We start from the raw sequence: 23,547 nt of genomic DNA, 5'->3' as shown, positions 1-23,547 counted from the left end.
TTTGACGATCTCGTCGCGCCTTACACCCGCGCGAACGCGCGCTACACCTTCACATGTGGGATGCTGACCGCGTATCGATGGGAAGGTGAGCACCATGGCCAGTTCAGAGAGAACTTCGCGCCTCGCAATGGAGCCGACTCAGTCAGACGCGCTTCTCGGGACGATCTCCATCATCCTGGCGTTCTTTATTCCGTTCGTATCGGTGTTTATCGCCAGGGGTGCAATGAGGTGGGCGAAGGAGCAGGGAGTCGAGAACCGGCCAGCGTACTGGGGCTTCTGGATCAGCGTGGCGATGCTCGGATTCATGCTTGTCGTCGTGGCAGGGACGATCGTAATGAACCTGATCGGGCACCCGCTCTGACAGACTCGTGTGGCCTCACTGCCTCAACTTTTGAACTTCATGCCGCGGACGTGTTCGTCTCACCGATCCGGATTTCGCCGCAGGAGATCGCGGTCACGCTGGAGGCAGGCGGGTATCTGATCGAATGGGCCGATGACCGGCGTATCGCGGCCAATGTTGAGGATCAAGACGACTTCGAACGGTTGATCGGCATTCTCATACCCGACATCGCTCCACCTGGCCTTTCCGTTGGTGCGCGTTAGTGTTCGCGATCCCATGAACGTCACCTCGGGTCGATGCATCCCGCACAGGGAAATGTAAAACCCGCGTCGCCCGGCCGAAGGATAAATTTGTGAATGTGAAAAGAGATGTTCCCCCTCATGGTTGTCCGTTGATGCTTGCCTTCCTTGAGGATGAGCGCGTGCCCATTCACTACTACGCTCCTGAACGTCAGTACGCCATCACGGTGTTCAACGGACCTCCTGACGGCGAAGGACCCCACCCCATTCAACTGTTGTTCTACTGCCCATGGTGCGGCGCAAAGCTGCCGATGGAGCTGGGAGATCAGTGGCATGAGGACCTCGGGGCATTGCTCGGCGAAGACTTTCTCTTGCTGCTGGATGTAGAGGGCGCTATTCCAGCAGCCTACGAGTCGGATGAATGGTGGCAGGGGAGATTTGATTGGGACGGTAATCAGCTAGCCGCTGGTTGACGTGGCGGAGCTTCCGCGCTCCACCTCCGATCAGACAACTCGCAAACGCAGCGGACGCCCGGCCCGAGGCTCTCAGGTGGGGCCGGGAGACTCAGTAACAGGCGAGCGTTTCAGTGGGATCCGGCACCGTCCTGCAGACGAGCCGTCAGCACGAAGATGTCACAGCCGCCAGGTTTGGTTGGGGTCGTCGTCTCGGAGGAATCCCCAGAGGACTATCCCGTTCAATAGCGCCATCGCGAGAAGCGCCCAGCCTCGATAGTCCGCGATGTCGGCGATGAGGAACCAAGTCCCCGTGATCACGAAGAACAGGGCAATCACAATGCCGAGCCACGTTCGCGTCCTTCGCATGGCCCTCATGGACCCATGATAGGCAGGGCGGATTCGTGGTGTACAGGCGCGAAGTCTCAGCGGAGGGACCGTTGTCCGATTCGCGCATCGCCCGAGGTCGACCAGTACTCTCACGCTCACAGCAGCAGCATGACGTTCCGGCGATCCTGAACCTCTCACGGTCTCCAGTCGGTGTTTTTCGGGGGATGGGCGATCGACCGCAGGAGTCCGACTCCCGACCCCAGGTTGGTAAGCCCCAAGATGAGTGTGAGCGCGCCCGGCCAGAACGCTTGGTCGAACACCATCAGCGCTATCGAGCAACCGATGATGAGCGGCGCGACTGCGCAGGAAGTGATTGCCATCCTTCGCTGCTTCCTGAGCGCTTTAGCGGCATCAATAGCGACATCGGGTGGCCAGGATCTGTCATCCCAGGACTTCTTCAGCGTCCATATGGCACCAACCGCAAACGAGATCGACGCCGCGACGATCAGGAGAGCTCCGGGGATCGCGGACCAGGGGTTCGAGAACATCCAGCCGCCAGCTACAGCCAGAACGATCGACGCAACCATTGTGATGATGCCGGTCGCTCGAGGGCTCATGGCTTGAGGCTAGTCGTGAGGAAAGTCAATTTCCGGCGCTGCCATCACTTGGTGAAGAGCGGCGCCGTACGTTCGGGCTTGTGAGCGGCTGGCCAGGTGTTCCTTTTACTGGCACGGAGCAGGTGCGATGCTTTAGCGCTTTCGTTTGCCGTACCTGTTGCGTCCGTCGTCGGTGACACGAGTTCCTTTGATACCCGTCACCACGCCCATGATGAGAAAAACAACGCCGAGCGTCACTGAGACGAAGACGACCTTCGGGCGAGAGTGCGCGTCGATGATTCCCGCGGAGTCCAGCCAGAACAGGACCAGCCCGAAAATCAGGGACACGGCTCCCGCGAGGGCGATCCACCAGCCCGATATTCCCTCGGGTTTACCGGTGCTAGTCATGCACGCCTCCGTTTGTTACCTCTGTCGACGACGTCTCCACACGAGCGGGCAGACGCCATGACGACTAGCGAAGATTTCGTAGCTTGCGGGATATCTTCCCAGCGCCTGCGAACTCGTGCAGCGAACCCATCGACGAAAGCCCTAGCGGGATTGTCTCCTCCTTACGATGACGACCGCAACGAGCGCTGCTAGAAACGCCACGAACGCGATGGCCAGCGGCAGTGTTCCATAGTCGTAGAACGCCACGTAAGGATTGGACGGATCCGGTGTCTCGAACGTGCACCTGATTCCAATGGGGATGATCGACAGCTCCCCGTCGACGTTGTATCCACCGGGATTGTCACGGAGATCTACGCCCGGCTGGCTGGCGTAGAAGCGGTCACCACACGCTTCGTAGATACCGCTCCTCCCCATTCCCCACCAGCGGAACAGCACGAAGAAGGTGACCAGGGCCCAGACAGAGAATCCCACCCCGATGGTCCAAGCCGCGATGTCGCGTTTGTCCGTCTCCGGCTCCTGATCGGTCGTCATGGTCGAAGGTTATCGGCCCACCGTGAGTTGTTGGGCTTTCAGCTCGGCATCAATAACGATCCGGACCTGCCTCAACGGGTACACTTCGCCGTAACCGCAGAGAGGCATCCATGCGACTGGCAAGCATTTCCGAAGGTTTCGGCACCGTCCTTCTCGAAGCGGCCGGCTGGCTCGTCCCTGCTTTCTTGATTGTGGTGATCGTCGCCCTCATGGTCCGGGTCGCCATCGCGCTCGTTCGTCGGAAACCACGGGGGATCAAGGACGCATTTGAGCCTTTCGTCAGGACCGGGCGCGTTCAGTCGGAGTTGTACGGCGTCAAGACGTACGACGACGATGGTCTCGACCCGAAGACCGACTATCCACCTCGCGATCGACCCTGACGCAACGACCGAAGCGCCCAGTAGCTCCCCGGGTTGTCGCGGCCGGGTAGGGGTACGCCGAGGCGGGAGCGCTCGGAGTGAGGCCCACCGCAGAACAAACGAAAGCAGACTAGTCTTCTTCGGCTACTTCGCCGTTCCACACCGGAAAGCTGGGGTTCGGCTCTTGATACTCGCCTTGCACGTAGTAAATCTGTTGGGCCAAATCACTGAGCGCTTGGCGGACGTCGCGATGGGCGATTCCGGAATCTGGGACACGGTTCGCGGCGCCGGTTTCACGAAAGTGAGTTCTCAGATCGTCGACGAAGGCCACGGGAAGGGAATCGGTCATCAGGTGGAGCTCCACGATCGACAGCACGCCTCTCAGCGCGTCCAGATCTGAACTACTCAGTTGCCGCTGCTGCATGATTCACCCGTTTCCTATGAAGAAGAGAGTACGAGTGCCAGACGCACTCGGTGGAAAAGTTAGCCGCGATTTGTCCCGTCGACCGACAGCCGCGACACCTACCTCGTCTGAGCAGTTGCTCGGAACGAATCGGTTGAGTCGTGCTGGAGGTCCTTGCTGTCTTACCGACTCCTGCGGCTCACTTGGCGGACGATGTGCCGCTCTCCAAAATACTGACGATCGAGTAGAGCGAGAAGCAGATTGCTCCCAAACCGACGAGGACGTGCGCTGCAATGAACACGTTCGCGTTGTCGAGGGCGGCCTGGAACAGGAACGCCGCCAGGAAGAGACACGTCAGCGCCGTGACGACCGGGATCAAGGGCACCCGGTTGGCGAGTGCAAACGTCCGCCGCCACACGAGCGCAAGCAGCCCTACCTTGCTGAGGATGCTGAAACAGACGAGGCCAAGGCCGATCAGTACGAAGCCGGGCGTCCAGAAGTAGGGCTCGCTGTGGAGCCCGACCAACACAATTCCCCAGATGAGGTTGACGGAGCCCATGGCTATGACGATCGAGGGCCAAATGATTCGCTCTCGGTGGGCATACGAGTTCTCGACCTGGCGAAGGATGCTGAGGACCAAAGTGATCAGGCACGTGCAAACCAAAGCGAGCCCGCCAACGACGTGTCCGACAGTGAACCGACTGGGAGTGGTTGGGAGAACGAGGTTCGTGATCGAGAAGATCCATGCGACTATCGCCAGGACGATCGGAATGGCGCCGAGCGCCACGACCGCGGCTTTCGGGAACGCGGCCGGCGGAACGTCGGTGCTGTCTTCTGCCGCATGTGAGTTCACCGGGATGAGCGAGAACTTAGTGGATGCCGTCGCGACGGTTGCGATACAGCCGCTGATGAGCCCGACTCCGAACACAACATGACCGGCGATGAATCGCTCGTTCACGCCGGTACTCGGTTCACCGACAAAGAGCGATATGCCATACGCGACGGTTGCCGCCGCGGCAAGATAGCCGATGGTTGGGTACGCGATTCGATCGATCGTCGTGTAGCGGTTGATCAGCTGGCGGATGATGGTTGCGGCGGTGCAAAAGAGGCACAGGCAGATTACGCCGAGGGACATGACCACCCGGCCGGCAACAAAATTCGCCGGTGCCGCTCCTGCAGTTGCCACGAACAGGCCAAAACCGAGGCACACTGCCATCATCGCGAGCGGGATCGCCCGAAAGATTACACTCACTGCGTGGTTCATGCCGGGAGAGTAAACCGCGCTACTCGGCGGCGTAAGGGTCCTGTGTCCTGAGTGAGCGACTTCAAAGCCGTCGGAACGCCCCCAGTGGTGGGCAAGGGCCGCACCCGTACTGTGCCTTCACCATAGGATCTGAGTCATCGCACGGCGTCCGAAAAGGAGACAGGTGAGTCGCAAAGGCAGCGCCTCTGGTCGCCACGAACCCTGCAGCTGGTGGGAACGTCTGTTGGGACGGACGGCGCGAGCGCGTTCACGGAACGAATCCCGCAAAGACGCTCGTTGGGAGCGGGTCAGCTCGTGGCCTCTGCCCGTGCGCGATGTCCTCACAGTGGCGACTGTGGCCCTGGTGGTGGGGTTCATCGCGGCCATCGGTCTCGGCGGGCAGGCGGAGTTCCGGCACGCCGCGGAACTCGTCGAGACGCAGCCACGGGAGCCGTCAACGTTCGTCGAGCTGGTGCCGGGCGGCCGTCGGCTGAGCGATAGGTATTACGTGGACTTTCGTGGCGAGGAGACAGAAGTTGACTACGGGGTGTTGATTCGGGATCCACACCCTGGGCTCATGGTGGACGTTGTACAGGATCCCGAGAACCCCAGCCACATCATCGTTGCCGGTACACCCGACGACTGGACCGAGACCCCCGAAGGCCCCATTCTCATGTGGGGGTTCGGGGCGCTCGGCGGCCTGGTCACAGCGTCCATCGCCGGGCTGAAGTTTGTGCCAGAGAGAACCGAGCCGTTGTTGATAAAGCTCATCGACGCGCTCGGTGGTTTTGTGCGGTGGCTCACTCGTTTCCGTCGCCGTCTAGATTAACCGCGGGTTCGGCGTTCGCCTCGACCGTGACCTATCGCTTTGAATCCACCGTCTTCAGTTCTTTGATGAGGCGGCGACGCTGAATCGCCAAGGCAATTCCAACGGCGACCCAGGCCAACAGGATCAGAATCGGCATCACGTATGACTTCGGCTGGAGGGAGAAGACGGTGATGGCGAACGCCAGTAGAAGAAGTGCCCACCCGGTGCTCAGCTGCGCGTTGCGGACGAGCTTCCTTCTCTCCGAAAGGTTCGTTGCATTCCTCACGTCACGGTCCTTCTCTATCCGGCGCGCTACCGGTCCTCGAGCGCCGGCTCCGGCTCGTCGTCGGGAGCGACCGCGGTTTCGGTGTTGCCGACGGCGGCCCGCTTACGCGGGTTGAGTTCGCTCACCACCGCACCGGCAACGATAAACACAGCGCCGAGAATCGCGATGGCGGGAAGCCGGTCGCCCGCTAACCGGCCGATGATTCCTGCCCACACCGGCTCGGCCGCGTAAATAATCGTCGCGCGGGTTGGCGACACCGACCGCTGCGCCCAGTTCATGGTGAGCTGAATGATGCAACTCGCGGCCCCCAGCGCCACAGCGGCCCCGAGCCAGACCCAGGAGAACTCCGGCACCTGTTCACCGACGACCGGCATCGTGGCGAGCGCGAGAAGCCCGGCGACGAGTAACTGGACGACGGTTACCCGGCCGAGATGTACCTTGCCGGCGAACACGCTGATCAGGATTATCTCCAGCGCGATCGGCAATGTACTGACGAGCGTCACGATCTCACCGGCACCAAACGTGAATCCGACGCTCCCCGGATCAGCCAGCAGGATCAGACCGATGAACGCAAGTGCGACGCCGATCCACGTGAGCAGTTGAGGTGCCTTCCGGAACACCATCCACTGAAGGATCGGAACGAGCGGCACGTAGAGAGCCGTGATGAAGGCGGAGGTACTGCTGCTGATGGACTGCAGGCCGACAGTCTGCAGTCCGTAGCCGAGGTAGATCATGACGCCGATCGCCGACCCCGCGCCGATCTCTTTCCAGGTCAAGCCCGAGAGGGCTTTCGCGAAGATGACCGCGCTGATGATGCCAGCGGCGAGGAACCGCATCCCGACGAAGAACCACGGCCCGCTGTACTGGACGGCGATGTGCACCACCAGGAACGTCGCTCCCCAGACCACGGTGATCAGGACAAGCGCCAGTTCGGGCTTCGAAAGCAGGCGCCTTCGTGGAATGAGCAGCATGGTTCCACTTTATGGTGCCGAAAGGGGGCGAAAGGTCAGGCCGGTAGAGGTCGAAGAGAGCCTCGGACTGGCCGGGGTCGGTCACCGCTCTGTCGTACACTGTGAGCCATGCCGACCGAAGGATTCGCCGTGACTGACCCCAGTGACAACACCGCTCACCAGCACATTCCCGCGCCCGACGAGTCAGCAATTCCGGAACTCGAGGCTGATGAGACCATCGCGCCGCGGCCAGAGGAAGAGATCGCTGACGTGCTCCGGGCGACACCCGATGTCGAGGATCACAGCGAACACCCCGCTTAGCGTTTTCGACGCGGGCCGCGGGGACCTCACCACCAGCGCTACTTGGCGGACGCTCTGGAAGCCGCGGGCAGAGGAGGGTAGCCTTGCCGGTGATACGTGGTGTGATCCGGCATCACGACGATGCTTGGTGAAGGCGATCCGGTGAAGGTCAACACGCGAATCTGGACAGGTCGATGACCCCGCGCGGGTGCACCCGCGGAGGCTGCGGCTCAGGCGGATCCGTGAGTGTCGGGATGCCGTCGTGAGCGAGCTCGCCTGGATCCTGATCAGCCTCGCATCCGCCATCGTCGCCGCCAATGTCGCAGTCGTCGTCGCGATCCGGGCGTTTTACCGCCGGGTAAGGCGGAACCTCGCCCTCAACGGTGCCGCGCTGCGGGTGCGGTCGCGGCTGAGCCGGGGCAGACAACGCGAGGTCCTGAAACTCCGTGTGCAACTGAAAGAGACGCTGGACAGCGGACGGGCCGCGATGGATTTGGCGACGCGCAGTGATGGCCCACGCGGCGAACTTCCTCGGCTCTTTCGGCGTCTCGAGCTTGAGAGTGCGGGCCTGGAGTCGCAGTTGCGCCTCCTCGAGAGCGAGAACGACCGCGTCGTGCTGGACGAAGCCCTGGCAACCGCGCAGGCACGGGTCGACGACGTGACCGGCCTCGTTCGCCGGCTTCGCTCCGCTGTCGCATCGGGTCTTGGCGGCATCTCAGACGACAGCCTGACGGCACTGCGCTCCGACGTCGAACGAGAGATCACGGCCGTGCGTGCCGGCCTGGACGAACTGCACGAACTCAATGTGCAGGGCAGGCTGTACGAAACGCTTGAACACCAGCAAACGAACCGCACCTCAAACGGTGAGCGAGGAAACCAGCCATGAGCAACACATCGCGGATACGCAACATCCTTCGGAGCAAAGCCTCCAAGGGCCTCGACAAGCTCGAGGACCCGCGTGATGTGCTTGACGAGAGCTACGACCAGCTGGTCAGGATGCTGCAACAGGTGCGGCAGGGCCTCGCCGAGGTAGCGACCGCGAAGAAGCGGATCGAGCTCCAGGGGCAGGAGATGGGCACGCGCCACAGTCGGTTGACGCGCCAGGCGCAGGAGGCGATGGGTCATGGTCGGGAAGACCTCGCCCGCATTGCGTTGGAACGGCGAGTGTTCCTCGAGGGCCAGGTCGCGTCCATCCGCACGCAGTTCACCGCGCTGCAGCGACAGACGGCGGGCTTGCAAGACAAGGAGCGACGGCTCGCGGAGCGCGTCGCCGCTTTCCGGATCGAGAAGGAAACGATCAAGGCCACCTACACCGCCTCCGAGGCCCAGGTCAGGGTGAACGAGACGTTGGGTGGCGTCGGCTCGCAAATGAGCGACGTGGGCGAGAGCCTGGATCGGGCACGCGACCGCGTCGCCCAGATGCGCGCGCGGGCAGCGGCGACGGACGAACTGTTGTCGAGCGGCGCGCTCGGTGATCTCACCGCGGCGCCCGACGCTGACCTCGAACGCGCCCTGGCCTCGGTCGCGCTCGACGCGGAGGTGGAGCAGCAACTGCGCTCGATGAAGAGCGCTGGTTCCGGCGATGCGGAACTGGCGGGCTCGCCACAGGCTGACGGGCCCGACGCCTGGTTGAGCATCGGCGGCGAGCCGGGCGCGCGCTGAGGCTCGCGCGCGCTCGAGCACAGGGGTGGTCGGATGAGTGCAGCAGACACCCCGTGGGTGTTACATGTCGACCTCGACCAGTTCATCGCGGCCGTTGAAGTGCTTCGTCATCCCGAGCTGGCCGGTAAGCCGGTGATCGTCGGCGGACGAGGCGATCCGACCGAGCGCGCCGTCGTCTCGACGGCGTCCTACGAGGCACGCGAGTTCGGTGTCGGTTCGGGGATGCCGCTTCGGATCGCGGCCAGGAAGGTGCCGGATGCCGTCATCCTGCCCGTCGACGCGGAAACGTATAACGCCGCATCGCACGAGGTGATGGCGACCCTGAAGGAGCAACCGGGTGCAGTGGTGCAGGTGCTCGGCTGGGATGAGGCTTTCGTCGGGATCGCCACTGATGACCCCGAGTCCTATGCCAGAACTATCCAGCGTGCCGTACTCGACCGGACGCAGTTGCACTGCAGCGTTGGCGTCGGCGACACGCTTGTTCGGGCGAAGGTTGCCACCGGCTTCGGCAAACCCCGCGGCGTCTTCCGGCTGACGGCCGACAACTGGCTCGAGGTCATGGGTGCACGCCCAACCATCGACCTCTGGGGTGTCGGCTCGAAGGTCTCCCGTCGCCTCGCCGGGCTGGGTATCTCCACCGTTGCCGAGTTGGCCGCCGCCGAACCCGCGGAGCTCATCACTGAGTTCGGCCCGAAGATGGGCCCTTGGTATCGGCAGCTCGGTCGTGGTGATGGTGCCCGCGAGGTCGATGACACACCCTGGGTGGCGCGTGGTCACAGTCGGGAGACGACCTATCAGCAGGACCTCACGTCTCGCGCTGACGTAGAAGCGGGGGTGCGGGAGATGGTCGATCGCGTGCTGCGGGACGTTCACGCCGAGGGCCGGCCGGTCGTCGGCATCACCCTGAAGGTTCGATACGCGCCGTTCATGACGAAAATCTTCACGAAGAAGATCCCTGAGACGACGGATCGTGAAGTGGTCCTGGCCCGCACGATGGAACTCGTGGGCAGGATCGAAGCTGATCGCCCCATTCGGCTTCTCGGATTCCGAGCCGAGATGCCGATGCCTCTCGAGTCGAGGCAACGCCACACGCCGACGCGGAGCGGTTGGTAAGCGACGGGACTAACTCCGGGTGCCGTCGCGGGATTAGTGGCTTCTGGCGGGGAACAGGTGTTGACTTCTGGTGTGCCCATTACGTTGCAGTCGGTTGCGTTCCGGTCGGAGAATCCCCACCGGGATGCAGACTTCTGGGGCGCTGTTTTGAACCGTCCGGTTGAGAGCGATGGCGGGGAGAGCTTTCTGAGGGGAGAGGCAGGGCAGGTCGGTATCCGGTTCACCTCCGGCCCTCCTCATGCGGAAAACACAAATAATCGCCTTCACCTCCATCTGGCCGATGGGCCCCTCGACCAGAGCGGCACGATTGCGATGTGCCTGGGATTCGGGGCGCGGCTTCTCGGCAGCGGACGGATACCGGAGAACAGCTACGCGGGGATGGCCGATGTTGCTGGAGACGAATTCTGTGTGATCGAGGACCGGAATGCTTACCTGGCCGGGTGTGGTCCGCTGGCGGAGGTGACGTGCGAGGGCACGCGAACCGTTGGACTGTTTTGGAGCAACGTTCTTGCCTGGCCTCTCGTGTGGGATGAAGGCGGAGAGACCGCCATCCAGTCGCCTGCCGGTGGAACAAAGATCGCGTGGAACGGTGAAAGCGTGATGCCGGATGCCGCGCGAGCTCGCCAGTACTTCGTGCTTACCGTCCCGGGTAATGAGCTCGATCACGAGGTACGGAGGCTGCTGGACCTCGGCGCATCGGGTCACAGCGTTGGCCGGACGGGTGAGACGGTTCTCCGCGATCCGGACGGCTACGAATTCGAAGTTCGCCCTACTTCGGCGTATTAGCTTTTTCGAGCGCGCCCCGGAGTCAGCCCGGAGGTCGTGCCGCTGCCATCATGAGGTTATGACTCTGTATTCCGACTTCGGTGCCCGCAAGGCACGCCAAATCATCGGCGATGTGCTCGCCCTCGTCCTGATAACTGTCTCGGTCTGGCTCGGAACTACCGTTTATGCGGTCATCGCAAATCTCGCTTCCTTCGGGGAGCAGATGGAGGACGCGGGCGCAAGCTTCGAAGAAGCCATGACCGAAGCCGGCGACACTCTGGGAGGCGTTCCGCTGATCGGCCGCGAGATCAGAGCGCCCTTTGACGGCGCGAGCGGAGCCGGCGGAGCTCTCGAGGCGGCGGGGCAGAGCCAGCAGGTTGCGGTCGGCCAACTTGCCACGGGCCTCGGTGTCGGAGTCGCCGCTCTGCCGATCATCGTGATCGTCATGCTGTGGCTGATTCCTCGGGCCCGATTCGTATGGAGGGCCAGGCAGGCCAGGGCTGTGTCGACGTCGGGCACCGGCATTGATCTTCTCGCCCTGCGTGCCCTCGCGACTCAGGATATGTCGAGTCTTGCGAAAATTCATCCGGACGCAATGGGCGCGTGGAGACGCGGTGACGAGGGCGTTGTGCGCGCACTCGCCCATCTTGAGCTGAAGAGTTCAGGCGTGCGCCTGGGTCGATAGCCCTGGGTATCGCGCTGGTCAGGAGCGCGTGCTGATCAAGCGGGCCGTCGAATCCCGAACGACGAGTTCGGTGGCGAGTTCGGTGTGCGCAGAGTCGAGCTGCTCGCCGCGTGCGAGCCGCAGAACACCGCGAAGAGCAGCACGACCCATCTCCTGGAGCGGCTGGGCCACCGACGTCAGCCGGGGGAGCGTCTGCTCAGCGAGTGGGGTGCTGTCGAAGCCGACGAGGCTGAGGTCGTCCGGTACCCGCAGTCCCCGTTCCCGCGCCACCTCGAGCACTCCGAGCGCGATCGTGTCGCTCGCGGCAAAGATCGCTGTTGGTGGCTCGGCGAGGTCGAGGACAGCACGCGTCGCTGCGACTCCCGTCTCCCTGTTGAACCCACCGTCGAAGACGTAGTCGGCGCGCGAGGCGATCCCGCGGCTCATCAGCGCTGCGAGATAACCGTGCAGCCGGGCGATGCTGCACTCGGCAGCCACCGGCCCGCCCAGGAACGCGACACGTTCGTGGCCCAGTGAGAGCAGGTGCTCGGTCGCGGCCTTGCCCCCTGCCCAGTTCGTGGCGCCGACGCTCGCATACCCGCCCGGCGGGGGAGGGTTGAGCGGATCGATGACCACGACGGCGATGCCCCTCTGACTGAAGGCGCGGACCTGATCGCTGGACACCTGCGAGGTCACAAAGATGATGCCGGTGCGACCCGACTCCTTCATCCGCTGCGCCCACTCCTCGTGGTCGACCCGCGAGAGCTTGTTCGGGGTGTGGCTGCTCACGACGACGTCAACGTCGACCGTCACGGCGTAATCGAGGATGCCGCGAAGTACTTCCATGGAATAGGCGCCATCGTGCACACCGATCACCAGATCGACCATTGCCGGTCCTGTCGAACGGATGCGGCGTTGCGAGGGCGAGCGGTATCCGACCTGATCGAGGGCGGCCTGAACCCGCACCCGGGTGGCCTCGGCGACGTCGTCCCTGCCATTGATCACTTTGGACACCGTGGGCGCCGATACTCCGGCCAGCTCAGCGACCGTCGCGAGAACGGGCGTGGATCGTGAAGTCATGTCTGTACCTTGCCGTCGGCGGGCCGAAATGTTTCGGGAAGTTCAGTCTGCACCACGCCCGCCCCGCCGGGCAATACAGGCCGGCGAGTACTTGACTTTATTTGTTGCCGGTAGCTACATTTGGGGGCACAGTCACGATTTCTTTCGAAAGATGTCGAAAGAACGTGGCATCGCCGACAGGTACTGCCTCATTTATCAATGGAGATAGAAATGGAAACCAAGGCCACACCGTCACGCCGCACCTTCATCTCGCTCGCGATCGCGGCCCCGCTGCTGACATGGGGTCTCACCTCGTGCGGTACCACCGGCCCCGGCGGCGGCTCCGCGGGAGGTGCATCGCTCTGGGCACTCTCGGGCGATCCGAACGAAACCATCCGCAAGAACTCGGTGGACGCCTTCAACAAGGCGAACCCCAAGACTCCGCTCGGACTCACGTTCTTCCAGAACGACGCGTACAAAACCAAGATTAAGACGGCCATCGGCGCCGGGCAGGCACCGACGATGATCTACGGCTGGGGCGGCGGAACGCTCAAGTCATACGTCGACGGCGGCCAGGTGGACGACCTGACCAGCTGGTTCGAGGAGAACCCCGAGGTCAAGGAGCGCCTGTTTGCCGGCGCTTTCGGTGCGGGAACGATCGACGGCAAGATTTACGCCATTCCGATCCAGACGGTCCAGCCCATTATTTTCTTCTACAACAAGGAACTCTTCGAGCAGGCCGGAGCCGAACCTCCCCAGACCTGGTCGGATGTGATGAGCCTCGTCACGACGTTCAACGAACGCGGCATCGCTCCATTCTCGCTCGGTGGCCAGTCACGCTGGACGTCAATGATGTGGCTTCAGTACATGTTCGATCGCGTGGGTGGGCCTCAGGTGTTCACCGACATCTTCGAGGGCAAGCCGGACGCCTGGTCGCACCCGGCAGCCATCGATGCGCTCACCAAGATCCAGGAGCTCGTGAAGGCCGACGGATTCATCAAGGGCTTCAACTCGATCACCGCCGACAGCAACGCCGACCAGGCCCTCCTCTATACCGGCAAGGCGGCGATGATGCTGCATGGCTCCTGGACCTACGGCGGCATGAAGAACGACGGCGGCAGCTTCGTTCAGGACGGCAAGCTCGGCTGGGTGCCTTTCCCGGCCGTTGAGGGCGGACTCGGCGACCCGAAGAATGCTGTCGGGAACCCCTCCAACTTCCTCTCCATCTCGTCGAAAGCATCCGATGAGGAGAAGGAGACCGCGAAGAAATACTTCGCCGAGTCGCTCTCCAACGACGATGAGGTTGCCGCCTTCATCGAAACGGGTGCGGTTCCCGTGGTGAACGGCATCGAAGACATGATCCAGGAGACCGAAGAGAGCGAATTCCTGAGCCACGTCTACGAACTCGGCGCCAACGCTCCCGCGTTCCAGCAGTCCTGGGACCAGGCGTTGAGCCCGACCGCCGCTGAGGAATTGCTCAACAACATCGACCAGCTGTTCGTCCTCTCGATCACCCCGGAGCAGTTCGCAACGAACATGAACGAGACGCTCGGAAAATGACTGCAACGATCCCCGCGCGGCGGGCGCTGCGTGAGAACGCGGCGCCCGTCGCCGGTGGCAGTACCGGCAGGATCGCGTGGCTCGCGCTCCCCGCTCTCGTCTTCTTTGTCGCCTTCGCCGTCGTTCCGCTTGTCGGGGTGCTGCTCCTCAGCTTCACGAACTGGGACGGTATCGGCGCCATCACGCCGGCTGGCTTCGCGAACTGGGCGTCGGTGCTTGTCGATCCGGACATGCTGCACGCGCTTGGGTTGACGCTGCTGGTCATGGTGCTCTCGTGGCTCGTGCAGACGCCGATGAGCCTCCTGCTCGGTGTCTTCACCGCCGGAACCCAGAAGTACCGCACGGTTCTCGCCGTGCTGTACTTCCTGCCGCTCCTCTTGTCGTCAGCTGCCATCGCTGTCGCGTACAAAGCGCTGCTCGACCCGAACTTCGGACTCGGTGCCGGGCTCGGACTGCCGTTCCTCTCCCAGGACTGGCTCGGCAACCCCCAACTGGCCTTCGGCGTCGTCATCTTCGTCATCGCCTGGCAGTTCATCCCGTTCCACACCCTGATCTACCAGGGCGGAGTGCGGCAGATCCCGCGGTCCATCTACGAGGCGGCGGAGATCGACGGAGCAGGGCGCGTCAAGCAGTTCTTCCTGATCACCATTCCCCAACTGAAGTACACGATCATCACGTCGTCAACACTGATGACTGTTGGGGCGCTCACGTACTTCGACCTGATCTTCGTGCTCACCGGCGGCGGCCCGGCCAACGCGACCCGGATCCTGCCGCTCGACATGTACCTGCTCGGGTTCCGGGCCAACCTCATGGGTCCGGCGAGCGTGATCGCGGTCATCCTCGTGGTCATCGGCCTGGCACTCGCCCTGTTCCTTCAGCGCCTCGGCGGCAAGGACAACTCGGCGTCACAGCTCGAAGGGATGTGATGACATGACCAGCACCGTGGACGCAGACGCTCCCGTCACCACGCAACCGCAGGCATCCGCTCGCTCACAACGCCGGTTCCGGCGACTGAATATCCCCGGTGGGCTCGCCGGCTGGATCTGGCTCGCGATCATCATCATCCCGATCTACTACGTGGTGATCACGAGCCTCAAGACCCAGGCAGGATACTTCGGGCAGAATCCACTGCTGCCGCCACTGTCGCCGACCCTCGAGAACTACGTCATGGTGCTCGAAGCGGACTTCGCCCGCTATTTCCTGAATAGCGCGATCATCACCATCGGAGCGGTCGTTCCGACACTCGCTGTGTCGTTCATGGCGGCATTCGCGATAGTGCGGGGTAACGGAAAGTTCCTCAAGGGCGTCAACGCACTGTTCCTGATGGGGCTCGCCATCCCGCTGCAGGCGACGATCATCCCGGTCTACCTCATCATCATCAGGCTGAGCCTCTACGACAGCCTGCTCGCCATCATCCTGCCGTCGATCGCGTTTGCCATCCCACTCAGCGTGCTGATCCTGTCGAACTTCATCCGGGATGTCCCTAAAGAACTCTTCGAATCAATGAGGCTCGACGGTTGCAGCGAGTGGCAGACCCTGTGGCGTCTGGCGCTCCCGCTCACCAAACCCGCGATCGTTACGGTCGCCATCTACAACGGCCTCGGCGTGTGGAACGGCTTCCTGCTGCCGCTGGTTCTCACCCAGAGCCCCGACCTGCGGGTGCTGCCCCTCGCGCTCTGGAACTTCCAGGGCGAATTCAGCGTGAACATTCCGGCGGTTCTCGCCTGCGTTGTGCTGACGACGCTCCCTATTCTTGTCCTGTATATCATCGGCCGACGCCAGCTCCTCGCCGGGCTGACCGCAGGCTTCAGTAAATAAGAACCACGTAACAACCCAGTAAGGAAGTAACACATGACGAATGCCCGCACCGCTCTCGTAGTCCGTGGAGGTTGGGACGGTCATCAGCCCGTCGAGGCGACCAATCTCTTCATCCCTCACCTCGAAGCCAACGGTTTCACCGTGAGGGTCGACGAGAGCCCGGCGGTATACGCCGACGCCGACTACATGGCGACGGTCGACCTGATTGTCCAGTGCAACACGATGAATACCATCGAAAAAGAGGAATTCGCCGGCCTGAGGGCAGCGATCGAGTCCGGCACAGGAATGGCAGGCTGGCACGGCGGAATCGCTGACTCGTACCGCAACAACTCCGACTACCTGCACCTCATCGGCGGGCAGTTCGCGTGCCACCCCGGCAAGCACCCTGATGAGCGCATCGGCGACGCATCGGACAACTTCATCGATTACCGGATCGAAATGACGGATGCCGCTGCCGCGCACCCGATTACGGAAGGCATCTCGGACTTCGACCTGACCACAGAACAGTACTGGGTGCTCAACGACGACTACATCGACGTTCTCGCCACGACGACACTCGCCGCGCGCGAGTGGGACGCGTGGAACCGCCCGGTCACCTCGCCGGCGGTCTGGACCAGGCAGTGGGGTGCAGGCAGGATCTTCGTCGCCACGCCGGGCCACTCGGTTGACGTCCTGCAGGACGAGAACGTCAGGACAATCATTGAAAGGGGCATGCTGTGGGCAAGCCGCTAGAACCACTCAAGGTCGGTATCGTCGGCGCGGGCAACATCATCGCCGCGTACCTCGAGACGTTCCCCAAGCTCGACGCGGTTCGACTCGTCGCTGTGGCCGATCTCGACCGCTCCCGCGCGGATGCCATCGCGGACGCTCACCCCGGCGTTCGGTCGCTCAGCGTCGACGAGTTGATGGCCGACGATGAGGTCGAGCTCGTGCTCAACCTGACGATCCCCGCTGCTCACGCACAGGTCGCGCTTCAGGCGATCGCCGCTGGCAAGCAGGTGTACGGGGAGAAGCCGCTCGCCGCCAATACGGAGCAGGCATCCGCCGTCCTCGAGGCCGCGAAGGAGGCGGGTGTGACGATCGCCTGCGCTCCGGACACCGTGCTCGGTACGGGCACGCAAACCGCTCGCCGGGCCATCGACGACGGACTCATCGGAACCCCGATCTCCGCGACGGCCACGATGATGACGCCTGGCCACGAGCGCTGGCACCCCAACCCTGACTTCTACTACGTGCCGGGCGGTGGCCCGCTGCTCGACATGGGGCCGTACTACATCTCCGCGCTCATCACCCTTCTCGGTCCGGTAGCGTCGGTGATCGGTGCGGCAAGCCACACTCGTGCCTCGCGCACGATCGGCTCCGGAACACGGCAGGGGGAGTCGATTCCCGTCTCAACCGACACCCATGTCACCGGCGTCCTCGTCCACGAATCCGGTGCGCTGTCAACGCTTGTGATGAGTTTCGACGCTGTCGCGACGCAAGCGGCGAACATCGAGATCCACGGCGAGACGGGGTCGCTGATCGTCCCTGACCCGAACCGGTTCGATGGCGACGTGAAACTGCGTACGCTGGCTTCGACGGAGTGGGAGACACTGCCGGTGTCGGCGGGTTATGTCGACGCGAGCCGGGGGATCGGCCTCCAGGACCTGGCCATGTCCGGTACGGATGCCGCTCCGCGAGCAAGCGCGACTCTCGCGTTCCACGCCCTCGAGGTGATGGAGTCGGTACTCCGCTCTGCGCACACCGGGCAGGCGGTTACGGTCGAGAGCACCTGCGAACGACCGCGGGCGGTACCGCTCACCGAACTGACGGTTCCGGTCTGACACTCGGGGCACTTCATGCTCCGAGCCACTGGCGCACACGGCATCCGGAACCTACTCTGGTGGTCACGGGGCCACGTGCGACACCCCTGATGTCCGGCAAGTTCGGCGGTCGCACCGCGAGCTAAGGGGTAGGCGACATGGGTTTTGCAGAGTCAATGCTTCTCGCCTACCCCGGGCCGCTCCCGCATGTCGACAGGATCGCGCTCACCGAGTGCATCGAGGCGTGTATGGAGTCGGCCCAGATCGCGACCGCCTGCGCTGAAGCCTGCCTGTCTGAGCCAGATCTGCCGGAGCTCGCCGAGTGCATCAGGGCATCGCTCGACTGCTCGGATGTCGCCGGCACCACGGCGAAGGTGCTGTCACGGCATCCGGGGTATGACGCCAACCTCCGCCGTGCGCTCCTCGCGGCCTGCCGTGCCGCGAGTGCTTTGTGCGCCGAACAGTGTGAGCGGTTCGCCGAGGCGCACAGGCACTGCAGGGTGTGCGCTGAGGCGTGTCGGCGCACTGAGGCGGCCTGCGAGCGCGCGAGATGTAGCGCGGGACTCTGCGACGCCCAGCGCGCGGGTCTTACTCGACGACCACGTCTTCCGGCGACTTGTCCGGCCGCCAGCCACGCCACGACGAATGGCGCAGTGCTCCCGTCGATGTCCACTGGAGGAATGTGACCTCGCCGACGAGTTCGGGCCGGATCCACTTCGCGTGCGTCAGTTCGTCGCTCGGCGCATCGTGCACCGGTGGGGAGTCGACGCCCATCGATGCGAACTTCTTCAGGAAGGATCGCCGGTCTTTGTCGGTGAATCCTGTGCCTACCCGGCCGGCATAGCGGATGCCGTCGGCGTCGGGAATCCCGAGCACGAGCGAACCGACGGCGTTTGCCGCGCTGCCCGCACCCGGGCGCCAGCCGACGACGATTACTTCCTGCGTCTTCGCGTGCTTGACCTTGATCCATGACCTCGACCTCTTACCGGGGAGGTACGGGCTGTCGCGTTCCTTCGCGACGATGCCCTCAAGGCCGAGTTCGAGGCTCGACGCGATCGCTGCCTCGACGTCACCGTCGAACTCCGGTGGCACCTGCACCGGCCCGGTCGGGGTCACCGTCCTGTCGAGGGCAGCGCGTCGCACGTCATACTCCTCGCCGGTGATGTCGTGGCCCTCGAGTTCGAGCAGGTCGAAGAGCATGAGCTCGATGTTCGCAGTTCGAGCCGCGGCCTCGTCGTCACTCAGCCCGGCGCGCGACTGCAGGAGGTGGAAGTTCGGCCTGCCCGTCTTGTCCATCGCGACGATTTCGCCGTCGAGTACAGCAGAGGTCGCACCGATGGCTTTGCCGAGCGGGCCGGCAAGTTCGGGGAACGTGTCGGTGAGGTCGTTGCCGTTGCGGCTCAGGAGGCGAACGGCGCCGCCGTCGATGTACACGACGGCACGATAACCGTCCCACTTCATCTCGAATGCCCATTCGTGCTCATCGTCGATGTCGGACGCGTTCCCGTTGGCGGCGAGCATCGGGCGGATGATCTCGCGCCCAAGCGGGGTTGCGGGCGCGGTGATCGACGAGCGGCGCTCTGGCGCTGCCGGTGCTGGGTCGGGAGCCCGTTCCCGCGTCGGCGCGTGCCCACTCCCGCTTTTCTTTGCCGCCGGGTCCATGAGGTGGATGAGCCAGTTGTTCTCGGCACCCGGGCGTTTGGTGTGAATCAGCGCGTACTTGCGCGGGACCCCTCCGAGCCCGCCGTCGTCCTGACCGGAGAGTGTCACGATGACTTCCTTGTCTTCTCGCCACTTCTCCAGTTCGAATGTGCCCGAGTCCCAGATGGTGACCTCGCCAGCACCGTACTCCCCCTTGGGGATGCGCCCCTCGAACGTTCCGTACTCGAGCGGGTGGTCTTCGGTCTGAACCGCCAGGTGATTCTCGTCGCTCGTGAGCGGCGGGCCCTTCGGCACAGCCCACGACACGAGGACTCCGTCGTGCTCGAGCCGAAAGTCGTAGTGCAGGCGGCGGGCGTGATGCTCCTGGATGACGAACGAGTTGCCCGAGGTCAGCGCGGCGACCGCTTCGGGCACCGGTTCGGGGGTTTTCGTCCCGTCGCGCATGCTGCGGTACTTGGCCAGCCGGTCCGTGGCCTCCGCCGTGCTCTCGAACCGCGCCATGTGATCCGGTGTCGGCTCAAGTCCGCCGGTGCGGGCGGATGCCAGCGGTGCGAGAAGGTCACCGTCGCGAGCGACACGCTCGAGAACCTCCTCAAAATCGAGTTGCGCGAGCGTCGGGGACTCCAGTTCCTCCCACGAACGTGGTGCCGCCACCGTCGGAGTGAACCGCCCCCTGAGCGAATAGGGTGCGATCGTGGTCTTGGCGCTGTTGTTCTGGCTCCAGTCGATGAGCACTTTACCGACGCGAAGCGACTTCTTCATGTCGCTCACGATGAGATCCGGATGATCCGCTTCGAGCGCCCGCGCCAGTTCGTGCGCAACACTCGACACGGTGTCGCTCGGCAGTGAGCCGTCGAGCGCCGCGTAGAGGTGAATTCCCTTGCTGCCGCTGGTCACCGGCAGGGGATTCAACCCCATATCGGAGAGGATGTCCCGCGCGAGGAAGGCGACAGCCGCACAGTCCGCCAGGGTGAGACCCTCGCCCGGGTCCAGGTCGAGCACCAGGCGGTCGGGGTTGCGTGCGCCACCGGTGCGCTCGAACTGCCACTGCGGTACGTGAATCTCGAGGGCTGCGATTTGCGCGAGCCAGGCCAGCGTCGCCCTGTCGTTGACGAGCGGATAGTCATTGTTCCTGCTGCTGTGCTCGATCGAGCGGCGCGCAACCCACTCCGGCGTCGAGTCGTCGAGGTTCTTCTGATAGAACACCTCGCCCGGCTTGTCGGGGGTGCCGACGCCGTGGACCCAGCGCTTGCGCGTTGCGGGTCGGCCCGCCGTGTACGGCACCATGACATCGGCGATCTCGGCGTAGTAGCGCAGAACGTCTGCCTTGGTCGTCCCGGTCTCGGGGTAGAGCACCTTGTCCAGGTTGGTGAGTGTAATTCGCCGGCCATCGACGTCGACGGTCTGGCGGGAGCCTGACTTCGCCATTACCCGGTCCTTCCGAGCGGCACGCTCACGCGTGATCGTTCAACATCGGTCCCGGCCTGCGGCCGCGGAGCGGGCGGGTGCTTCGGAGGGGGACGCTCGGATCTCCCGCCGCGGTGAGGCGGGCATCGACATCGCCGAGCCAGTCGATGGCGGCGCGAGCGATGCGCTCATCGGCGGAGCGGGCAAGCTCGACCCGCAGAGCGGGCGAACCGCTGTCGTCGCCGCTCGGCACCGCATCCGCCAGCGACGCTGTCCATGAATCGAGCTGCATGGCGATGACCTTCCGCCACCCGGAGCCGGGCAGGCTCGATGCGACGAGAACCTGGTCGGCCATGTCGGCCCAGTTGCGGACGTCGGGTGCTGTCGGTACGCCGAGCCAGTCGCTTGCGGCGGCGTGGCCTGTCGGCGTGAGCGTGTAGAGCGGCAGGTTGTCGTCGGTTGCGGTGTCTGACCTGATCAGGCCGTCGCGCACGAGCCGGTCGAGCGTTGAGTAGATCTGGCCGACGTTCACGCCGGCACGGTGAGGGGCGCGGGCAGCGAGTTCGTCGCGGAGCTGGAGCCCGTATGCGGAACCGAGAGTGAGGATCGCGAGGATCGCATCCTTCACCGCCATGGGGTTCCCTCCGGTAACGACGATCCGGCATATCGAATCTCTACCCAGTATAGAGATTCGGCGACACGCCGGGTCAGCATAATCACATCGTTGTGATTCCTGTGCTATCTGGGGCATAATGACGAGGACGGCGCTCTGCCGGACAACTGAATACCGGATGCTGCATCTCACTTTTTTTCACGGGTCGTTGGGGAAGACGTACCACGGTGAACAAGGAGGAGAAAATGGTGGCATCTGTCGCACGCGGAGTGATTTTGGTTCACTCTTCACCGCGCGCTCTGTGCCCGCATGTCGAGTGGGCTGCAGGTCGCGCTCTTGGTCGTGCTGTGAATTTCGCCTGGGTCGAGCAGCCGGTGCTGAAGGGCGCCCAGCGCGCTGAGTACTACTGGGAGGGCCACCAGGGCATGGGGGCGGCCATCGCTTCCTCGCTTCGCGGGTGGGAGCACCTCCGTTTCGAGGTGACCGAAGACGCATCGCCCGGCGCCGATGGTGGACGCTGGCTGCATACACCCGACCTCGGGATCTTCTACGCGCAGACCGATTCTGCGGGCAACGTCGTCGTGCCGGAGGACCGCATCCGCTACGCCATGGAGACCGCGGGTTCGAACCCGGCCGAACTGCAGCGCGAACTCCGGATCGCCCTCGGCCAGGCCTGGGACGACGAGCTCGAGCCGTTCCGGTACGCGTCGGATGACTCGAGTGTGATCTGGCTGCACAAGGTCGGGTAGGCGCGTCGCCCGTGTAAGCCCAGGGCCACAATCGGTGGCACGCTGCGCAGGTCGGTGACTCCTCCCGGCTGGCGCGGACAGTGAAATCGACAGGCCCTGCTTCGAAAGAAAACCCCGCACGCCGTTCGGCGTGCGGGGTTTTCGCGTGCTGCAGCGAACTCAGAAGCTCCGGAACGCGGCGACGGCGTTGTGGCCGCCGAACCCGAAGGAGTTGCTGATCGCGAGGAGGTCGCCGGTTCCGAGGTCGCGGGGCGTCGTCACGACGTCGAGCGGGATCGCCGGGTCCTGGTTCTCGAGGTTGATGGTTGGGGGAGCGACGCGCTCGTGCAGCGCCTTCACCGTGAACAGCGCCTCGATCGCGCCGGCGCCGCCGAGCAGGTGCCCGGTGGACGCCTTGGTCGCGCTGACGGCAATCGACTCGAGGTGGTCGCCGAAGACACGCCTGAGCGCGTAGTACTCCGCGATGTCGCCAACGGGAGTGCTCGTCGCGTGTGCGTTCACGTGGACAACATCGGTGAGCGCGAGGCCGGCGTTCTCGATGGCGGCGATCATCGCACGGGCCGCTGCTGATCCTTCGGGGTCCGGAGCGGTGATATGGTACGCGTCGCTGGTGACTGCGCCGCCGAGAACCTCGGCGTAGATCCGGGCGCCACGGGCCTCGGCGTGCTCGAGGGTTTCCAGGACCAGTGCGGCTGCACCCTCACCGAGGACGAATCCATCACGGCTGACGTCGTAGGGGCGTGACGCGGTCGCGGGGTTGTCGCTGCGCTTCGAGAGCGCCTGCATCGCTGCGAACGATGCGATGGGCAGCGGGTGAATGGCTGCCTCGGAGCCACCGGCGATGATGACATCCGCCAGCCCCGCCTGCAGGTGTTCAAACGCGTTGGCGATGGACTCGGTGCTGGATGCGCAGGCCGATACGACGGTGCGTTCCCCGGCGCGCGCGCCGAGGTCCATGCCGATGGCCGCAGCGGGACCGTTGGGCATGAGCATCGGCACGGTCATGGGCAATACGCGGCGTGGCCCGCGCTCGCGCAGGGTGTCCCACGCGTCGAGCAGTGTCCAGACTCCGCCGATTCCGGTTGCCCAGTCGACACCGAGTCGCTCAGGATCGACGCCGGGCGTTCCGGCATCCGCCCACGCCTCGCGCGCAGCGATGAGCGCGAACTGGCTGGACGGGTCGAGACGCTTGGTCTCCATGCGGGGGAGGACGTCGGTGGCAGGCACGGCGGCCTGGCCGGCGATGGTGATGGGGAGCTCATACTTGGCTACCCAGTCCTGCTCGAGAGTGCGAACTCCCGATGCGCCCGCGAGGAGGTTATCCCAGGATTCCTGGGCTGTGCCACCGATCGGTGACGTCGCACCAATCCCTGTAACGACAATTCTTTTGGTCATTCGATGAAACTCTCTTGGTGCTGGTCACGATTT

At 63.8% G+C, this 23,547-nt stretch carries 30 protein-coding genes; 18 read left to right on the top strand and 12 right to left on the bottom strand.

All coding sequences use genetic code 11. The features are described 5' to 3' along the window. Positions 1–94 precede the first annotated feature (94 nt). The 3 genes from C3E77_RS08020 (at position 95) to C3E77_RS08010 (ending at position 1,052) form a co-directional block, all read left to right on the top strand. Complete coding sequence (locus tag C3E77_RS08020; RefSeq protein WP_162924949.1) at positions 95–361, top strand: hypothetical protein; 267 nt, start codon at positions 95–97, stop codon at positions 359–361. Between the two features lie 50 nt (positions 362–411). After that, positions 412–603 (top strand): hypothetical protein, encoded by a 192-nt coding sequence (locus C3E77_RS08015; protein WP_108391153.1) that lies wholly within the window; start codon positions 412–414, stop codon positions 601–603. Positions 604–692: 89 nt separating this feature from the next. Then, the gene (locus C3E77_RS08010) at positions 693–1,052 is read left to right on the top strand and encodes a DUF6980 family protein (RefSeq protein ID WP_162924948.1); all 360 of its coding nucleotides are present in this window, start codon (positions 693–695) and stop codon (positions 1,050–1,052) included. A 159-nt stretch (positions 1,053–1,211) separates the two neighbouring features. Here C3E77_RS08010 and C3E77_RS08005 read toward each other — a convergent pair whose 3' ends face one another. The 4 genes from C3E77_RS08005 to C3E77_RS07990 all read right to left on the bottom strand — a co-directional run bounded on the left by C3E77_RS08005 (position 1,212) and on the right by C3E77_RS07990 (position 2,896). After that, entirely contained in the window at positions 1,212–1,409 is a 198-nt protein-coding gene (locus tag C3E77_RS08005) for a hypothetical protein (RefSeq protein ID WP_108391151.1), read from the bottom strand. A gap of 146 nt (positions 1,410–1,555) precedes the next feature. Beyond that, positions 1,556–1,978, bottom strand: a complete 423-nt coding sequence (locus tag C3E77_RS15405) for a hypothetical protein (protein ID WP_162924947.1) — start codon at positions 1,976–1,978, stop codon at positions 1,556–1,558. A gap of 132 nt (positions 1,979–2,110) precedes the next feature. Next, complete coding sequence (locus tag C3E77_RS07995; protein ID WP_108391149.1) at positions 2,111–2,365, bottom strand: hypothetical protein; 255 nt, start codon at positions 2,363–2,365, stop codon at positions 2,111–2,113. A 141-nt stretch (positions 2,366–2,506) separates the two neighbouring features. Then, a complete protein-coding gene (locus C3E77_RS07990; protein WP_108391148.1) occupies positions 2,507–2,896 on the bottom strand; it encodes a hypothetical protein in 390 nt (129 codons plus the stop codon). A 110-nt stretch (positions 2,897–3,006) separates the two neighbouring features. Here C3E77_RS07990 and C3E77_RS07985 point away from each other — a divergent pair, with 110 nt between their 5' ends. Further along, entirely contained in the window at positions 3,007–3,276 is a 270-nt protein-coding gene (locus tag C3E77_RS07985; RefSeq protein ID WP_108391147.1) for a hypothetical protein, read from the top strand. Between the two features lie 109 nt (positions 3,277–3,385). Here the strand turns inward: C3E77_RS07985 and C3E77_RS07980 are convergent, their stop codons facing one another. Then, a complete protein-coding gene (locus tag C3E77_RS07980) occupies positions 3,386–3,679 on the bottom strand; it encodes a hypothetical protein (RefSeq protein ID WP_108391146.1) in 294 nt (97 codons plus the stop codon). Positions 3,680–3,857: 178 nt separating this feature from the next. Then, positions 3,858–4,910: a DUF2776 family protein gene (locus C3E77_RS07975; protein ID WP_198412130.1), complete on the bottom strand. Its 1,053-nt coding sequence runs from the start codon at positions 4,908–4,910 to the stop codon at positions 3,858–3,860. Between the two features lie 319 nt (positions 4,911–5,229). Here C3E77_RS07975 and C3E77_RS07970 point away from each other — a divergent pair, with 319 nt between their 5' ends. Continuing rightward, the gene (locus C3E77_RS07970; protein WP_108391144.1) at positions 5,230–5,730 is read left to right on the top strand and encodes a hypothetical protein; all 501 of its coding nucleotides are present in this window, start codon (positions 5,230–5,232) and stop codon (positions 5,728–5,730) included. Positions 5,731–5,761: 31 nt separating this feature from the next. Here the strand turns inward: C3E77_RS07970 and C3E77_RS07965 are convergent, their stop codons facing one another. Both C3E77_RS07965 and C3E77_RS07960 read right to left on the bottom strand, forming a co-directional pair. Continuing rightward, positions 5,762–5,995 (bottom strand): hypothetical protein, encoded by a 234-nt coding sequence (locus C3E77_RS07965; RefSeq protein ID WP_108391143.1) that lies wholly within the window; start codon positions 5,993–5,995, stop codon positions 5,762–5,764. Between the two features lie 26 nt (positions 5,996–6,021). Next, positions 6,022–6,966 carry a DMT family transporter gene (locus C3E77_RS07960; RefSeq protein WP_108391142.1) on the bottom strand — a complete coding sequence of 315 codons (945 nt, stop codon included), beginning with the start codon at positions 6,964–6,966 and terminating at the stop codon, positions 6,022–6,024. 129 nt (positions 6,967–7,095) lie between these two features. Here C3E77_RS07960 and C3E77_RS07955 point away from each other — a divergent pair, with 129 nt between their 5' ends. The 6 genes from C3E77_RS07955 (at position 7,096) to C3E77_RS07930 (ending at position 11,470) form a co-directional block, all read left to right on the top strand. Then, positions 7,096–7,266: a hypothetical protein gene (locus C3E77_RS07955; RefSeq protein ID WP_162924859.1), complete on the top strand. Its 171-nt coding sequence runs from the start codon at positions 7,096–7,098 to the stop codon at positions 7,264–7,266. Positions 7,267–7,507: 241 nt separating this feature from the next. Then, positions 7,508–8,131 (top strand): hypothetical protein, encoded by a 624-nt coding sequence (locus tag C3E77_RS07950; RefSeq protein WP_108391140.1) that lies wholly within the window; start codon positions 7,508–7,510, stop codon positions 8,129–8,131. After that, positions 8,128–8,907 (top strand): PspA/IM30 family protein, encoded by a 780-nt coding sequence (locus C3E77_RS07945; protein WP_108391139.1) that lies wholly within the window; start codon positions 8,128–8,130, stop codon positions 8,905–8,907. Before C3E77_RS07950 ends, C3E77_RS07945 begins: the two co-directional genes overlap by 4 nt. A 33-nt stretch (positions 8,908–8,940) precedes the next feature. Beyond that, complete coding sequence (locus tag C3E77_RS07940; RefSeq protein WP_198412129.1) at positions 8,941–10,020, top strand: DNA polymerase IV; 1,080 nt, start codon at positions 8,941–8,943, stop codon at positions 10,018–10,020. Between the two features lie 72 nt (positions 10,021–10,092). Beyond that, the gene (locus C3E77_RS15400) at positions 10,093–10,806 is read left to right on the top strand and encodes a VOC family protein (RefSeq protein WP_162924946.1); all 714 of its coding nucleotides are present in this window, start codon (positions 10,093–10,095) and stop codon (positions 10,804–10,806) included. A gap of 58 nt (positions 10,807–10,864) precedes the next feature. Then, the gene (locus tag C3E77_RS07930) at positions 10,865–11,470 is read left to right on the top strand and encodes a hypothetical protein (protein ID WP_108391137.1); all 606 of its coding nucleotides are present in this window, start codon (positions 10,865–10,867) and stop codon (positions 11,468–11,470) included. A gap of 18 nt (positions 11,471–11,488) precedes the next feature. Here C3E77_RS07930 and C3E77_RS07925 read toward each other — a convergent pair whose 3' ends face one another. After that, entirely contained in the window at positions 11,489–12,529 is a 1,041-nt protein-coding gene (locus C3E77_RS07925; RefSeq protein WP_108391136.1) for a LacI family DNA-binding transcriptional regulator, read from the bottom strand. A 210-nt stretch (positions 12,530–12,739) separates the two neighbouring features. Between C3E77_RS07925 and C3E77_RS07920 the strand changes: the two genes are divergently transcribed. The 6 genes from C3E77_RS07920 to C3E77_RS15830 all read left to right on the top strand — a co-directional run bounded on the left by C3E77_RS07920 (position 12,740) and on the right by C3E77_RS15830 (position 18,374). Continuing rightward, positions 12,740–14,068, top strand: coding sequence for an extracellular solute-binding protein (locus tag C3E77_RS07920; protein ID WP_108391135.1), 1,329 nt, complete (start codon positions 12,740–12,742; stop codon positions 14,066–14,068). Next, positions 14,065–14,994: a carbohydrate ABC transporter permease gene (locus C3E77_RS07915; protein ID WP_108391134.1), complete on the top strand. Its 930-nt coding sequence runs from the start codon at positions 14,065–14,067 to the stop codon at positions 14,992–14,994. Before C3E77_RS07920 ends, C3E77_RS07915 begins: the two co-directional genes overlap by 4 nt. A gap of 4 nt (positions 14,995–14,998) precedes the next feature. Beyond that, positions 14,999–15,886 carry a carbohydrate ABC transporter permease gene (locus C3E77_RS07910; RefSeq protein ID WP_108391133.1) on the top strand — a complete coding sequence of 296 codons (888 nt, stop codon included), beginning with the start codon at positions 14,999–15,001 and terminating at the stop codon, positions 15,884–15,886. A 33-nt stretch (positions 15,887–15,919) separates the two neighbouring features. After that, entirely contained in the window at positions 15,920–16,618 is a 699-nt protein-coding gene (locus tag C3E77_RS07905; protein WP_108391132.1) for a ThuA domain-containing protein, read from the top strand. Next, positions 16,603–17,709 carry a Gfo/Idh/MocA family protein gene (locus C3E77_RS07900; protein WP_108391131.1) on the top strand — a complete coding sequence of 369 codons (1,107 nt, stop codon included), beginning with the start codon at positions 16,603–16,605 and terminating at the stop codon, positions 17,707–17,709. Before C3E77_RS07905 ends, C3E77_RS07900 begins: the two co-directional genes overlap by 16 nt. A gap of 137 nt (positions 17,710–17,846) precedes the next feature. Further along, positions 17,847–18,374 (top strand): four-helix bundle copper-binding protein, encoded by a 528-nt coding sequence (locus C3E77_RS15830; RefSeq protein WP_472427813.1) that lies wholly within the window; start codon positions 17,847–17,849, stop codon positions 18,372–18,374. Here C3E77_RS15830 and C3E77_RS07890 read toward each other — a convergent pair. Both C3E77_RS07890 and C3E77_RS07885 read right to left on the bottom strand, forming a co-directional pair. Beyond that, on the bottom strand, positions 18,277–20,778 hold the full coding sequence (locus tag C3E77_RS07890; RefSeq protein WP_108391130.1) for an ATP-dependent DNA ligase: 2,502 nt from the start codon (positions 20,776–20,778) through the stop codon (positions 18,277–18,279). The two genes, C3E77_RS15830 and C3E77_RS07890, sit on opposite strands and share 98 nt — an antisense overlap. Positions 20,779–20,803: 25 nt before the next feature. Beyond that, on the bottom strand, positions 20,804–21,391 hold the full coding sequence (locus C3E77_RS07885) for a PadR family transcriptional regulator (RefSeq protein ID WP_158270242.1): 588 nt from the start codon (positions 21,389–21,391) through the stop codon (positions 20,804–20,806). Positions 21,392–21,615: 224 nt separating this feature from the next. On the opposite strand from C3E77_RS07885, the gene C3E77_RS07880 reads away from it, so the two are divergent. Then, the gene (locus tag C3E77_RS07880; protein ID WP_108391128.1) at positions 21,616–22,119 is read left to right on the top strand and encodes a DUF3145 domain-containing protein; all 504 of its coding nucleotides are present in this window, start codon (positions 21,616–21,618) and stop codon (positions 22,117–22,119) included. Between the two features lie 159 nt (positions 22,120–22,278). Here the strand turns inward: C3E77_RS07880 and C3E77_RS07875 are convergent, their stop codons facing one another. Then, a complete protein-coding gene (locus C3E77_RS07875; RefSeq protein ID WP_108391127.1) occupies positions 22,279–23,514 on the bottom strand; it encodes a beta-ketoacyl-[acyl-carrier-protein] synthase family protein in 1,236 nt (411 codons plus the stop codon). Between the last annotated feature and the right edge of the window lie 33 nt (positions 23,515–23,547).

The sequence above is a fragment of the Mycetocola zhujimingii genome, from assembly GCF_003065425.1.
Classification (GTDB): Bacteria; Actinomycetota; Actinomycetes; order Actinomycetales; family Microbacteriaceae; genus Mycetocola_A; species Mycetocola_A zhujimingii.
Note: the sequence above shows the minus strand (reverse complement) of the source record. Positions and strands in the feature narration are given on the sequence as shown.

Bases quoted from the DNA above. Each gene is read 5' to 3' on its own strand.
- C3E77_RS08020 (WP_162924949.1), top strand. From the start codon at position 95: ATGGCCAGTTCAGAGAGAACTTCGCGCCTCGCAATGGAGCCGACTCAG.
- C3E77_RS08005 (WP_108391151.1), bottom strand. From the start codon at position 1,409: ATGAGGGCCATGCGAAGGACGCGAACGTGGCTCGGCATTGTGATTGCC.
- C3E77_RS15405 (WP_162924947.1), bottom strand. From the start codon at position 1,978: ATGAGCCCTCGAGCGACCGGCATCATCACAATGGTTGCGTCGATCGTT.
- C3E77_RS07995 (WP_108391149.1), bottom strand. From the start codon at position 2,365: ATGACTAGCACCGGTAAACCCGAGGGAATATCGGGCTGGTGGATCGCC.
- C3E77_RS07990 (WP_108391148.1), bottom strand. From the start codon at position 2,896: ATGACGACCGATCAGGAGCCGGAGACGGACAAACGCGACATCGCGGCT.
- C3E77_RS07985 (WP_108391147.1), top strand. From the start codon at position 3,007: ATGCGACTGGCAAGCATTTCCGAAGGTTTCGGCACCGTCCTTCTCGAA.
- C3E77_RS07980 (WP_108391146.1), bottom strand. From the start codon at position 3,679: ATGCAGCAGCGGCAACTGAGTAGTTCAGATCTGGACGCGCTGAGAGGC.
- C3E77_RS07960 (WP_108391142.1), bottom strand. From the start codon at position 6,966: ATGCTGCTCATTCCACGAAGGCGCCTGCTTTCGAAGCCCGAACTGGCG.
- C3E77_RS07945 (WP_108391139.1), top strand. From the start codon at position 8,128: ATGAGCAACACATCGCGGATACGCAACATCCTTCGGAGCAAAGCCTCC.
- C3E77_RS07940 (WP_198412129.1), top strand. From the start codon at position 8,941: ATGAGTGCAGCAGACACCCCGTGGGTGTTACATGTCGACCTCGACCAG.
- C3E77_RS07930 (WP_108391137.1), top strand. From the start codon at position 10,865: ATGACTCTGTATTCCGACTTCGGTGCCCGCAAGGCACGCCAAATCATC.
- C3E77_RS07925 (WP_108391136.1), bottom strand. From the start codon at position 12,529: ATGACTTCACGATCCACGCCCGTTCTCGCGACGGTCGCTGAGCTGGCC.
- C3E77_RS07920 (WP_108391135.1), top strand. From the start codon at position 12,740: ATGGAAACCAAGGCCACACCGTCACGCCGCACCTTCATCTCGCTCGCG.
- C3E77_RS07915 (WP_108391134.1), top strand. From the start codon at position 14,065: ATGACTGCAACGATCCCCGCGCGGCGGGCGCTGCGTGAGAACGCGGCG.
- C3E77_RS07910 (WP_108391133.1), top strand. From the start codon at position 14,999: ATGACCAGCACCGTGGACGCAGACGCTCCCGTCACCACGCAACCGCAG.
- C3E77_RS07905 (WP_108391132.1), top strand. From the start codon at position 15,920: ATGACGAATGCCCGCACCGCTCTCGTAGTCCGTGGAGGTTGGGACGGT.
- C3E77_RS15830 (WP_472427813.1), top strand. From the start codon at position 17,847: ATGGGTTTTGCAGAGTCAATGCTTCTCGCCTACCCCGGGCCGCTCCCG.
- C3E77_RS07890 (WP_108391130.1), bottom strand. From the start codon at position 20,778: ATGGCGAAGTCAGGCTCCCGCCAGACCGTCGACGTCGATGGCCGGCGA.
- C3E77_RS07885 (WP_158270242.1), bottom strand. From the start codon at position 21,391: ATGGCGGTGAAGGATGCGATCCTCGCGATCCTCACTCTCGGTTCCGCA.
- C3E77_RS07880 (WP_108391128.1), top strand. From the start codon at position 21,616: ATGGTGGCATCTGTCGCACGCGGAGTGATTTTGGTTCACTCTTCACCG.
- C3E77_RS07875 (WP_108391127.1), bottom strand. From the start codon at position 23,514: ATGACCAAAAGAATTGTCGTTACAGGGATTGGTGCGACGTCACCGATC.